Origin of the sequence: Streptomyces sp. CA-251247 (assembly GCF_050952975.1) — a bacterium.
Taxonomy (GTDB): Bacteria; Actinomycetota; Actinomycetes; order Streptomycetales; family Streptomycetaceae; genus Streptomyces; species Streptomyces achmelvichensis.
On sequence record NZ_CP191861.1, the window covers coordinates 6,672,950 to 6,685,176 of the forward strand.

A 12,227-nucleotide genomic window follows, 5' to 3' on the forward strand; every position below is an offset into this window, starting at 1 on the left:
ACGTTCAGCTGCACCACCCTGTGTCACCGAGCAGCAGACACCTGAATCAATCCTGACCCCCACACCTCAGGAAGGCAGGCACCGCTCATGAACGACACCAAGGAAACATCGGAGGAGACGGTCAACTGGCAGACTCCCGGGTTCGAGGTCGTCGAGACCGCGCTCGAAGTCACCGCCTACGCCCTCACCGACCGATAGCCCCGCCGCCATGCTGCTGCAGGTGCTCGGCACCGCGGCGGGCGGCGGACTGCCCCAGTGGAACTGCGCGTGTCCCGGCTGCGCCGGGGCGCGCGCACACCCGCACCGGCGCCGCCGCCACGCCTCACTCGCGCTGCGCGCGGACGAGGGCAGTTGGTTCCTGGTCAATGCCACCCCCGACATCGGTGACCAGATCGAGGACAGCCACCCCCTGCGGCCCGGCCCCGGCCCGCGCGAATCGCCCGTCACCGGAGTGATCCTCACCGACGCCGAACTCGACCACACCCTGGGCATCGCCCGGCTGCGTGAGGCGGACGGCTTCGACATCCTCGCCACCGGACCCGTACGGGCGGCACTGCTCCAGCACTTACGGCTGGGCGAGGTGCTGTCCCCCTACACCCGAATCGCATGGCGGGAGTTGACCACCGAGACGGAACCGCTCCACAAGAGCGGCACCGTCGACATCGCGGCCGTGCCCGTCTCGGCAAAACGGCCGCGGTACGCCGCCGGCACCGGCCCCGACGACCCGACGTGGGTGGTCGCCCTGCGGCTGCGCGACAGGGAGACCGGCCGCAGCCTCCTGTATGCACCGGCGCTCGCCCGCTGGACCGAGGAGTTCCAGGAGGCGGCCGAGGCAGCCGACTGCGTCATCGTCGATGGGACGTTCTGGGACGACGAGGAGCCCCTGCGCACGGGGATCTCCTCCGGGACCGCGACCGCCATGGGGCACCTGCCGATCGCAGGGCCGGGCGGCACCGCGGAGCGCCTGGCCGGCCTGCGCGCCCGCTGCCTGTACACACACCTGAACAACACCAACCCCCTCGTGGATCCGGACGCCGCGCAGCACGACCAGCTCGGCGCATGGGGACTCGAGGTCGCCGCCGACCGAATGGTGATCGAGCTGTGAGCACAGTCGCCCCGCCCTCCACGGGCACCGGTGAGCTGTGGAGCGCGGAGGAGTTCACCGCACGGCTGCGTGCCGTGCCCGCCGAGCGCTACCACGACCGCCATCCCTTCAACGTCCGTATGCACGAAGGCGCCCTCAGCCGCGCGGAACTGCGGCGGTGGATCACCAACCGCTTCCACTACCAGCGCCACATCCCGGTCAAGGACGCCCTGATCCTCGCCAAGTTCGACGACCCCGCGCTGCGCCGCTCATGGCTGCGCCGGATCCAGGACCACGACGGGCTCGTCGAAGGGGAGGGCGGCATCGAGCGCTGGCTGCGGCTCGGCGAAGCCGCCGGCATCGACCGGGAGCGCCTCACCTCGGGCGCCGAAGTGCTCCCCGGCGTGACGCTCGCGGTCGACGGATACGTCAACTTCTGCCGGCTGCGCCCGCCGCTCGAAGCGGTCGCCTCCTCGCTCACCGAACTCGCGGCCCCCACCATCATGCGCACTCGCATCGACGCCTTCGAGCGCCACTACCGGTGGATCGACGCCGACGGACTCACCTACTTCCGCAACCGGATCGGACAGGGTGGCCGCGACAGCCAGGAGGCCCTCGCGCTCGTCCTCGAGTGGGCCGACACCCGGCGCGGTCAGGAAGCGGCGATCGCCGCGCTCCGGTTCAAGTGCGACGTTCTCTGGTCCCTGCTCGACGCGGTCGACCGGGCGGGGGAGAGCACATGACCGACAACGGCGCGGCCGCACAGGCCGCGAGAGGAATGAACGGGACCGGCGGGGACACGGCCGGCCCCTGGAAACCGGTGCTGTCACGGTCGGTGGTCTTCCGGCACGACCGGGTGCGCGACACCGACCTGCTCGTCCTGCCGGAGCGGGTGGTCGTGCTGCACGGCCATGCCGGAGACATCGTCCGACTCTGCGACGGCGAACGGGACGTCGGCGCGATCGTCGCCGAGTTGGCGGCACGGCACCCGGGAGCACCGGTGGCCGACGACGTCCCGGTGTTCCTGGAACGGATACGCAAGGAGGGCTGGATCACGTGACCCGAATCGAACCGCCGTGGGCCCTGCTCGCCGAACTGAGCCATGGCTGTCCGCTGCACTGCGTCTATTGCTCGAACCCCGTCGAACTGATCGGTCGGTCAAATGAACTGACCACGAAGCAGTGGGCGGACGTCTTCCGGCAGGCTGCTGACCTGGGCGTTGTCCAGAGTCATCTGTCGGGTGGCGAGCCGCTGCTGCGCCGCGATCTCACCGAGATCGTCGCGGCGGCCGACGGTGCGGGCGTACACACCCAGCTCGTCACCAGCGGCGTAGGACTCCATGAGAAACGGCTCGCGGCCCTCGTCGGAGCGGGGCTGCGCAGTGTGCAGCTGTCCGTTCAGCACGCCGACCCCGCGGAGTCCGAACGCATCGCCGGAGCACGCTCGTTCGCAGCGAAGGTACGAGCGGCACGCCTGGTGCGTGAGGCGGACCTGCCGCTCGGTCTGAACGTCGTCCTCCACCGCGACAATCTCGACTCCCTCGACGCACTGATCGAACTCGGCCTCGCCTGGGGCGCGGAGCGGATCGAGCTCGCCAACACCCAGTTCTACGGCTGGGCGCTGCGCAACCGGGACGCCCTGTTGCCGGACCGCCGGCAGATTGCCGACGCGGTGGCCCGCGTCGAACGCTGGAGGCCGCGGCTCGCGGGCCGGATGGACCTCGTGTGGGTCGTGCCCGACTACGTGGACGGCAAGGCCAAGCCCTGTATGGGCGGCTGGGGCGCGCTGTCGCTCACCGTCGCACCGGACGGGACGGTGTACCCCTGCCCGGCCGCCGCCGCGCTGCCCGGTCTGGACGCCCCGAACGTCAAGGACCACTCCCTGGAGTGGATCTGGCGCGACTCGACGGCGTTCAACGCCTACCGCGGCGAGGCGTGGATGCAGGAGCCGTGCCGCGGCTGTGAGCTGCGCACGCACGACTTCGGCGGGTGCCGGTGCCAGGCGTACGCCCTCACCGGCGACGCCACCCGCACGGACCCGGTCTGCTCGCTCGCGCCCGACCACGCTCTCGTACGCGACCTCGTCGACCGCACGCATCTGCCCGAGCCCGTGGTCGCCCCCGCGTACGTCTACCGCGCGCAGCAGCCGACGCCCACGGTCTCGGCGCCGGTCTCGTCATGAACGAACAACTCGCAATGAGGTGAAGGAAACATGACCACATCACGCAGGGCCGTCCTGGGAGCGGCACTCGGCGGCGCCGTCACGGCCGGGCTGCCCGGACTCATGTCGCAGGCGAGCGCGGCCGACTGGCAACTGCGCTGGTCCCCGTCGGCACGCACCGACAAACTGCGGGCCTTCGAGACCATCGAGGACGACCGGGCCGGCTCGCACACGTCGGCCGCGCCCCACATCACCACCGAGGGCGACAACTTCCGGTTCACGATGCACACCGTGGACCGCGACACCGCGACCGACCGGCAGCGCCACGAGGTCACCGGCTGCCGCACCGGCAGCTCGTCCCTCCAGTGGAAGTCGGGCCAGACCTGGCGCGTCACGTACGGCATGTTCATCCCGAGCACGCTGAAGGCGACCACCAGCTTCACGCACATCATGCAGATGAAGCAGCCGGGCACCGGGTCGTCCCCGATCGTCGTGCAGTCCCTGCGCCGGGTGAACGGCGTACGGACCATCGAGCTGAAGGTCGTCTCCGGTGATGTCCTCGTCGGCCGGACCAACCTCGAACCGCTGCACAACAAGTGGATCGACGTCGACTTCCAGATCAGGATCGGCAACGGCACGGCCGGCTCCGTCCGCTGGATCCTCAAGAACGGCGGGACGACGGTGATCGACGCGTCGAAGTCGGGTGTCGACACCTTCCTCGCGGACCGGGTGCGCCCGAAGTGGGGCATCTACCGCTCCCTGGGCGACAGTTCGGGCTCCCTCCAGAACTGCCACATGCTCCTCACCAACATGCGCGGCTATCAGCTCGTCTGAGGAGGACGACATGATCAGCGTTCGCAGAACCGCCGCCATCGCGTTACTCGGCCTCCTGGCCGCCCTGGGCGTTGCCCAGCCGCCGGCCGGGGCACAGCAGACCGCACCGCCACGGCCCGCGGCACCGGCGGCCGCATCCGCCGTTGAGCCCCCATCCGCCGCGGAGCCCGCGCCCGCGGCCGATCCCGCCGCCGCCGAGTTCGACGTCCGCGACTACGGCGCCGTGGGCAACGGCTCGACCAACGACACCGCGGCCGTCAACCGGGCCATCACCGCGGCGAACGCGGCGGGCGGCGGGATCGTCCGCTTTCCGGCGGGGACGTACGAGTCCAAGAACACCATCCGGATGAAGAGCAACGTCACCCTGCATCTCGACGCGGGATCGACGATCAGCGGAAGCGGCGCGGACACCTACGACCCGCCCGAGCCGAACCCCTGGGACGACTACCAGGACTACGGCCACAGCCACTTCCACAACGCCATGATCCACGGCGACAACCTCAGCAACATCGGCTTCACCGGCTCCGGCGTCATCGACGGCGACGGCGCGCTGATCACCGGCAACCCCGAGTCCGGCGAGGCCGACAAGATCATTTCTCTGACGCGCTGCACGAACCTCACGCTCAGCGGCATCACCCTGCGCGAGGGCGGTCACTTCGCCGCCCTCATCAACGACTGCGACAACGTCGTCTCCGACCGCCTCGTCATCGACACCGCGATGGACCGCGACGGCTGGAACATCATCTCCACCACCGACGTCCGGATCACGAACGCCCGGCTGGAGGCCAACGACGACGCGCTCGCCTTCAAGAGCGACTACGCGCTCGGCGCGAAGCTCGACAACGGCCATGTCACCGTCACCGACTCCCACCTCTCCGCGGGCTGCTGCAACGCCTTGATGTTCGGCTCCGAGACCTGCGGCGACTTCACCGACTACCGCTTCGAGCGCATCACCATCAAGGGCTCCGACAAGTCGGGCCTCGGCATGGTCTCCATGGACGGCGCCAAGATCTCCGACGTCCACTACAAGGACATCACCATGACCGATGTCCGCTCGCCGATCCTCCAGAAGGTCGGTACCAGAAAGCGCTGCGGCAACAACCCCGGCGTCGGCTCCATCAGCAACATCACGTACACCAACATCAGGGCGACCGGCTCCACCCCTTCCTTCTCACCGACGATCTGGGGTGAATCCGGAAGCAGCAGGATCAAGGACGTCACCTTCACCGACGTGGACATCACCGTGCCCGGGGGCAACGGCACGATGTCCACCAACCCGCCCGCCAACGACCCCAAGGACTACAACCCGAAGGCGATCGGCACCCGCCCCGCGTACGGCTGGTACATCCGCAACGCCGACAACGTCCGCTTCACCGACAGCGAGGTGCGGTTCGCGGCCGACGACGGCAGGCCCGCCGTCATCGCCAACAGCAGCACCGGCATCCGGTTCGACCGCTTCACCGCCCAGCGGGGCAGCAACAGCCCCTCCGATGTGCTGTTCCAGACGGTGACCGGCTACTGCGTCGCCGACAGCGGCAACACGGGCGGCGGCGCACTGCGCGTCAGCCAGACCGGATCCAGTCAGAACTGCGGCGGAGGCGGCCCCGCGCCCGTGCGGTACGAGGCGGAGAGTGCCGTACGCTCCACCGGTTCGACCGTCGACTCCGACCACGCCGGCTATTCCGGGACCGGATTCGTCAACACACCCAACGCGGCCGGTGCCCATGTGGAGTGGACGGTGAACGCGCCCGTCGCCGGCAGCGCGGATCTGGTCATCGCGTACGCCAACGGCACCACCACGAACCGCCCCCTGGACATCAGCGTCAACGGCACGACGGTCGTCGCCGCCGCACCCTTCGCGGGCACCGGCGCCTGGACCTCCTGGCGCACGGTCACCGTGCCCGCGGCGGCGCTCACCGCCGGGGCCAACACCGTCCGGGTCACCGCCGCATCGGCGAACGGTGCACCCAATCTCGACTACCTGGACGGACCGGCATGACGCGCCGCTTCCCGGCGTGATGCCCGACCACGGGTGCACGACCCCCACATGTACCGAGCCCCTGAGAAGCCCCCCACGGAGGTACCCATGCACGGCAGCAGGTCCACCAAGATCAAGATCGGCACGGCGGCAGCGGTGGGCGTGGCGGCGCTCGTCGCCGGGCTCGTCCAGTCCGCGGGCGCCGCCGAGCCCGACGACAGCGGTGCGAAGGGCGCCAAGGGCGCACCGACCGCCATCACGACCATCTCCACCGGCTGGACGATCCCCTGGGGCACCTCGTGGCTGCCCGACGGGTCCACCGCGCTGGTGACCGAGCGCGACTCGTTCAAGGTGTTCAAGGTGACACCGGCCGGGGCGCGGACACAGGTCGGGACTGTCCCGGGCTCCCAGACCACGGGCGGCGAAGGCGGCCTGATGGGGGTCGCGCTCGACCCCGACTGGGCCGCCAACCACTACGTCTACTTCATGCACACCTCGTCCGACGGCAACCGCATCGCGCGCATGACCTACAACGGCTCCGCGCTCACCGGCTACAAGGCACTGGTGCAGGGCATCAAGAAGGCCAAGTACCACAACGGAGGCCGGCTTGCCTTCGGCCCGGACGGCTATCTGTACGCCTCGACGGGCGACGCCCAGACCGGCTCTCTCGCCCAGGACAAGAACTCGCTCAACGGCAAGATCCTGCGTATGACCAAGGACGGCAAGGCCGCCCCGGGCAACCCCTTCGGCACCCTGGTCCTCAGCCTCGGCCATCGCAACCCGCAGGGTCTCGCCTTCGACTCCAAGGGCCGCCTGTGGTCAGCGGAACTCGGCCAGAACTCCAAGGACGAACTGAACCTCATCAAGCCCGGCAGCAACTATGGCTGGCCGACGTGCGAGGGCAACTGCAGTGTCCCGGGGATGACCGACCCCAAGAAGACCTGGGGGGTGGCCGAGGCCTCGCCGAGCGGGGTCGCCGTCGTGGACAACGCCGTCTACATGGCATCGCTGCGCGGTGAGCGCCTGTGGGAGATTCCGATCAACCCGGACAACGAGAGCGTCGGTACGGCGAAGGCGTACTACGTCGGCACGTACGGCCGGCTGCGCGCGGTGACCAAGATGCCCGGCGCCGATCAGCTGTGGCTCTCGACGACGAACGCCGACGGCAACGGGGGCGAGCCCGCGGGGTCGGACAAGATCTTCCGCGTCACGATCGGCTGACACACGGCCCGGCCGCTCGGCGGCGGCCTCACCGACCACTGCCCGGCGCGGACTTCCTGCCCCGCGCCGGGCAGTTCGCCTGCCGTGCCGTGCCGTGCCGCGCCGGGCAGTTCGCCGTGCCGTGCCGTGGCGTCGTACGAGGGGCGCTCGCCGTCAGTGGTAGAGCGCGTCGACCTCGACCGCGTACGCCGCCTCGATCGCCTTCCGCTTCAGCTTCAGCGACGGTGTGAGCAGCCCGTGCTCCTCGCTGAACGGGTGCGCCAGGATGCGGAACGTGCGGATCGACTCCGCCTGCGACACCAGAGTGTTGGCGGCCACCACCGCGCGGCGGACCTCCATCTCCAGATCAGGGTCGCGCACCAGATCCGCCGGGGCCAGCGGTGCCTTGTCCTGCATCGCCAGCCAGTGATCGACCGCCTCCTGGTCGACGGTGACCAGCGCCGCGATGTAGGGGCGGTCGTTGCCGACCACGATGCACTGGTTGACGAGCGGATGCGCCCGTACGCGCTCCTCCAGCCCCACCGGCGACACACTCTTGCCGCCGGAGGTCACCAGGATCTCCTTCTTGCGGCCCGTGATCGTCAGATAGCCGTCCTCGTCCAGCGCCCCGAGGTCCCCGGTCGCCAGCCAGCCGTCGTGCAGCACCGCGTCGGTGGACTTGGGGTCGCCCAGATAGCCCGAGAAGACGTGCTCGCCGTGAAGCCACACCTCGCCGTCCTCCGCGATGTGGACCGTGGTTCCCGGGATCGGCTGGCCGACCGTGCCGTAGCGGGTGCGCTCCGGGGGGTTCGCCGTCGCCGCCGCGCTCGACTCGGTGAGTCCGTAGCCCTCGAAGACCGTGACGCCCGCCCCCTCGAAGAAGAGACCGAGCCGCCGGTCCATGGCCGAGCCGCCGGACATGGCGTGGCGCACCCGGCCGCCCATCGCGTCGCGGACCTTGCCGTAGACCATCTTCTCGAAGAACTGGTGCTGCATCCGCAGCCCGGCGGAGGGGCCGGGGCCCAGGCCGAAGGCCCGGTGCTCCATGGCCTCCGCGTAGCGCACCGCCACATCGACGGCCTTCTCGAACGGGCCCGTCTTCCCGTCGACCTCCGCCCTGCGGTGCGCCGCGTTGTAGATCTTCTCGAGGATGTACGGCACCGCCAGGATGAACGTCGGTCTGAACGCCACCAGATCGGGCAGCAACGCCTTCGCCTGGAGCACCGGCTGGTGGCCGAGCTTGACCCGGCCGCGGATCGCCGCGATCTCCACCATGCGTCCGAAGACGTGGGCGAGCGGCAGGAACAGCAGCGTCGCGGCCTCGTCACCCGGCTTGGAGTGGAAGACCGGTTCCCAGCGTGTGATGAGGGTGTCGGTCTCGAACATGAAGTTGGCGTGCGTGATGACGCAGCCCTTCGGGCGTCCGGTGGTTCCGGAGGTGTAGATGACCGTGGCCATCGAGTCGGGCGTCACCGCGCGCCGGTGCCGGTGCACCACCTCGTCGTCGATGTGCGCACCCGCCGCGTTCAGCTCCGCGACGGCACCGGCGTCCAGCTGCCACAGCCGTTTCAGTTGCGGAAGCCGGTCGATGACCGAGCCGACCGTCATGGAGTGGTCCTCGTGCTCGACCATGCACGCGGTGACCTCGGAGTCGTGCAGCATCCAGAAGACCTGCTCCGCCGAGGAGGTGGGATAGATGGGCACGGAATGCGCGCCGACCGTCCAGACGGCGAAGTCGAAGAGGGTCCACTCGTAGCGGGTACGGGACATCAGGGCGACCCGGTCACCGAACCGCACTCCGTGCGCCAGCAGCCCCTTGGCCAGGGCGAGCACCTCGTCGCGGAACTGCGCGGACGTCACATCGTGCCACTGTCCTTCCGCGTCCTTGCGTCCGAGAACGACGCGATCGGGATCCTCCTGGGCATAGTCGAACACCGCATCCGCCAGTCCACCGACCTGAGGCGCTGCGTCCAGCGGGGGGACAGTGAACTCGCGCAATGGCCTGCTCCTTGTGGCGCTCCGCACAGCGCCGCGACGCTACCCCACGTCGCTGACCGGCGGGAGGGCCTTGGAGAACTGTGGACGAATGGCGTCACCACAGGTCAGACGCGGATGTCCGGCCACACGAAAGAGAGTTGGACCACAGTTCTGACCGAAGAGTAAGTATGCCGGTATCGAATCTCCACGGAATCTCGACGCTGCACGCACCGTCGCTTTACGGAGTCGAGAAGCTTTGGTACGTACCAGGCCGGTGAGCGGGTCCGTGGCCAGGTCCGGCGGGTGACGGTACGCGAACGGCCGGGTGCGGGGTCATGATCGAGCCACCGAGCCCTCGCGCGACGGAGCCGCCGGCGGCCGGGGCGGTCGAGCCGCCACGCGTGGCTGTCACCGACTCCGCGGGCCGCCTCCGCGGTGCAGCCGGTCGGCGCCCGCCAGGATCGACGACGCCAGCGCGGCCGCCGCCTCCTGCGCCGCATGCCCCGCGCCCGCCCGGCGGCCGTGCAGCAGGACGAAGTCCACATCGCCCAGTTCGGGCAGACCGGCCCGCGACGACACCGGAACCAGGCCCGGCGGGATCAGCCCACGGCTGTGCGCCATCACACCGAGCCCGGCCCGTGCCGCCGCGATCAGCCCGCTCAGGCTGGTACTGGTGCACGCGATCCGCCAGGCCCGCCCCTCCGCCTCCAGCACCTCCAGCGCACGGGCCCGCGTGATGCCCGGCGGCGGATAGACGATCAGCGGTACGGGAAGGGCGGGGTCGAGCCGCAGCTGCGGGGCGCCGATCCACGACAGCGTGTCCTGCCAGACGAGCTCGCCATGGGTGTCGCCGGTCCGCCGCTTGGCCAGCACCAGATCGAGCCGTCCCGCCTCCAGGCGCCTGTGCAGGGTGCCCGAGAGTTCCACGGAGAGCTCCAGGTCCACCTCGGGATGATCGCGCCGGAAGGACTCCAGGATCTCCGGCAGCCGGGTCAGCACGAAGTCCTCGGAGGCGCCGAACCGCAGGCGGCCCCGCAGCCGCTTGCCGGTGAAGAACGCGGACGCGCGCTCGTGCGCCTGGAGGATCGTCCGGGCGAAGCCGAGCATGGCCTCCCCGTCCTCGGAGAGCTCCACACTGTGCGTGTCCCGGGTGAACAGCTGCCGGCCGGTGGCCTCCTCCAGCTTGCGCACGTGCTGGCTCACGGTCGACTGGCGCAGCCCGAGCCGGCGGGCGGCCTGGGTGAAGCTCAGTGTTTGGGCGACCGCGAGGAAGGTACGCAGTTGTGCGGGGTCGTACATGACCTCCACGGTAGGCCTTTTCCGCCCGCCCATCACGAAACGCGATGACAGTGAGCGTGGTGTACGGGATTCCCGATCGGTCGTGTCAGGAGCACCATGGGGAGGGCACGACCCTGAACCGAGAGCAAGTGGAGCACATGAGCCGCCGCACGATGTCGTTGCCGTCCTGGCTGCCCGTCGACCCGTACATCCTGGCGCTCCTCGGGACGGTGGTGCTCGCGGCTCTCCTGCCGGCGTCCGGACGCGCCGCCGACGTCGCGGGCGGTGCGTCGACCGGTGCCGTGGCCCTCCTGTTCTTTCTGTACGGCGCGCGGCTGTCGACCCGCGAGGCGGTCGACGGCCTGCGGCACTGGCGCCTGCATGTGACGGTGCTCGCCGCGACGTTCCTCGTCTTCCCGCTGCTGGGGCTCGCCGCGCAGGGCCTCGAACCCTGGCTGCTCACACCAGAGCTCTCCAGCGGACTGTTGTTCCTGTGCCTCGTGCCGTCGACGATCCAGTCGTCGATCGCCTTCACCTCGATGGCGCGCGGGAACGTTCCCGCGGCGATCTGCGCCGGCTCCTTCTCCAGCATCGCCGGCATCGTGCTCACCCCGCTGCTCGCGGCGATCGTGCTCGGCGGCCGGGCCGGCGGTTTCTCCGCGGACTCGCTGCTGCGGATCGTGCTGCAACTGCTCGTGCCCTTCGTGGCGGGCCAGTTGCTGCGACGGTGGGTCGGGGGCTTCCTCACCCGCCATAAGAAGGTGCTCGGGTACGTCGACCGCGGCTCGATCCTGCTCGTCGTCTACACGGCCTTCAGCGCGGGCATGAACGCGGGCGTCTGGCACCAGGTCACCCCGGTGCGCCTCGGCGCTCTGCTGCTGGTCGAGGCGGCACTCCTCGCGGCGATGCTGACACTCACCTGGTACGGCTCCGAGCGGCTCGGTTTCGAGCGGGCGGACCGTGTCGCGATCCAGTTCGCGGGCTCGAAGAAGAGCCTGGCGGCCGGCCTGCCCATGGCCACGGTGCTGTTCGGCGCCCACGCGAGCCTCGCCGTCCTGCCGTTGATGCTCTTCCACCAGATGCAACTGATGGTCTGCGCGGTCATCGCCAAGCGTCGCGGCCGTGAGGTGCCGGTCGAGGTGGCTCCCGCGCCCGGCACGAGGGTTTCTGTCGGGGCACGGTCGGCCCCCTGAACGGCGGTCCGCTCCCGGCCCGTTCCTCTCGCGGGTGACCGGCACGTCTTCGGTACGTGACCAACGCCTCGCGACATCGCCCGAGTCCGGGCGCCCGTGAGGCCGCCCGCGCCTGACAAGATCGCCGGGTGACGACGTACGCGATACGCCCCTTCGGCGCCCGCCCCTGCACCCTGGTCGTCTGCCGCGGCTGCTGCTGCGGGGACGCGGCCAAGCATCCCGGCACCGACCACCAAGCCCAGCTGGCGCGGTTGCGGGCGGCGGCCGCGGCGTCGGACGGCAGGTTCGCGGTCCGCACGAGCGACTGCCTCGGCCCGTGCGGCCAGGCGAACGTGATCGTGGTCCAGCCCTCGACGGAGGGCCGCCGCCGGGGCGCCAGGGCGACCTGGATCGGCTGGGCGCTCGACGACGACGCGACGGACGACGTCCTCGCCTGGGCGCAGGCGGGCGGCCCGGGCTTCGCCGCCCCCTCGCCGACGCTGGAACTCCAGGTGATCCCGGCACCGGCGACGCGCAGATGAGG

The 12,227-nt window shown here is 70.1% G+C and carries 12 protein-coding genes; 10 read left to right on the top strand and 2 right to left on the bottom strand.

Going from position 1 to position 12,227, the window contains the following annotated elements:
* Nucleotides 1–87: 87 nt before the first annotated feature.
* From pqqA to ACQPWZ_RS29775, 8 genes are all read left to right on the top strand, one after another.
* Nucleotides 88–198, top strand: a complete 111-nt coding sequence (gene pqqA, locus ACQPWZ_RS29740) for a pyrroloquinoline quinone precursor peptide PqqA (protein ID WP_340476342.1) — start codon at nt 88–90, stop codon at nt 196–198.
* 10 nt (nt 199–208) lie between these two features.
* Entirely contained in the window at nt 209–1,105 is an 897-nt protein-coding gene (pqqB, locus tag ACQPWZ_RS29745) for a pyrroloquinoline quinone biosynthesis protein PqqB (protein ID WP_433572859.1), read from the top strand.
* Entirely contained in the window at nt 1,102–1,827 is a 726-nt protein-coding gene (gene pqqC / locus ACQPWZ_RS29750; RefSeq protein WP_433572860.1) for a pyrroloquinoline-quinone synthase PqqC, read from the top strand. The genes pqqB and pqqC overlap by 4 nt, the downstream gene beginning before the upstream one ends.
* On the top strand, nt 1,824–2,144 hold the full coding sequence (gene pqqD / locus ACQPWZ_RS29755) for a pyrroloquinoline quinone biosynthesis peptide chaperone PqqD (protein WP_433572861.1): 321 nt from the start codon (nt 1,824–1,826) through the stop codon (nt 2,142–2,144). The genes pqqC and pqqD overlap by 4 nt, the downstream gene beginning before the upstream one ends.
* The gene (pqqE, locus tag ACQPWZ_RS29760; protein WP_433572862.1) at nt 2,141–3,265 is read left to right on the top strand and encodes a pyrroloquinoline quinone biosynthesis protein PqqE; all 1,125 of its coding nucleotides are present in this window, start codon (nt 2,141–2,143) and stop codon (nt 3,263–3,265) included. Before pqqD ends, pqqE begins: the two co-directional genes overlap by 4 nt.
* Before the next feature lie 30 nt (nt 3,266–3,295).
* A complete protein-coding gene (locus ACQPWZ_RS29765) occupies nt 3,296–4,078 on the top strand; it encodes a Tat pathway signal sequence domain protein (RefSeq protein ID WP_433572863.1) in 783 nt (260 codons plus the stop codon).
* 10 nt (nt 4,079–4,088) lie between these two features.
* Nucleotides 4,089–6,077: a glycosyl hydrolase family 28 protein gene (locus ACQPWZ_RS29770; RefSeq protein WP_433572864.1), complete on the top strand. Its 1,989-nt coding sequence runs from the start codon at nt 4,089–4,091 to the stop codon at nt 6,075–6,077.
* Nucleotides 6,078–6,164: 87 nt separating this feature from the next.
* The gene (locus ACQPWZ_RS29775; RefSeq protein WP_433572865.1) at nt 6,165–7,277 is read left to right on the top strand and encodes a PQQ-dependent sugar dehydrogenase; all 1,113 of its coding nucleotides are present in this window, start codon (nt 6,165–6,167) and stop codon (nt 7,275–7,277) included.
* Nucleotides 7,278–7,430: 153 nt separating this feature from the next.
* On the opposite strand, the gene ACQPWZ_RS29780 is transcribed toward ACQPWZ_RS29775, so the two are convergent.
* Both ACQPWZ_RS29780 and ACQPWZ_RS29785 read right to left on the bottom strand, forming a co-directional pair.
* On the bottom strand, nt 7,431–9,254 hold the full coding sequence (locus ACQPWZ_RS29780; protein ID WP_405573996.1) for an AMP-dependent synthetase/ligase: 1,824 nt from the start codon (nt 9,252–9,254) through the stop codon (nt 7,431–7,433).
* Between the two features lie 387 nt (nt 9,255–9,641).
* Nucleotides 9,642–10,541, bottom strand: coding sequence for a LysR substrate-binding domain-containing protein (locus ACQPWZ_RS29785; RefSeq protein ID WP_340476350.1), 900 nt, complete (start codon nt 10,539–10,541; stop codon nt 9,642–9,644).
* Nucleotides 10,542–10,669: 128 nt separating this feature from the next.
* Between ACQPWZ_RS29785 and ACQPWZ_RS29790 the strand changes: the two genes are divergently transcribed.
* Both ACQPWZ_RS29790 and ACQPWZ_RS29795 read left to right on the top strand, forming a co-directional pair.
* Complete coding sequence (locus ACQPWZ_RS29790) at nt 10,670–11,704, top strand: bile acid:sodium symporter family protein (RefSeq protein WP_433572866.1); 1,035 nt, start codon at nt 10,670–10,672, stop codon at nt 11,702–11,704.
* 128 nt (nt 11,705–11,832) lie between these two features.
* Complete coding sequence (locus ACQPWZ_RS29795; RefSeq protein ID WP_433572867.1) at nt 11,833–12,225, top strand: NAD(P)H-dependent oxidoreductase subunit E; 393 nt, start codon at nt 11,833–11,835, stop codon at nt 12,223–12,225.
* Nucleotides 12,226–12,227 lie beyond the last annotated feature (2 nt).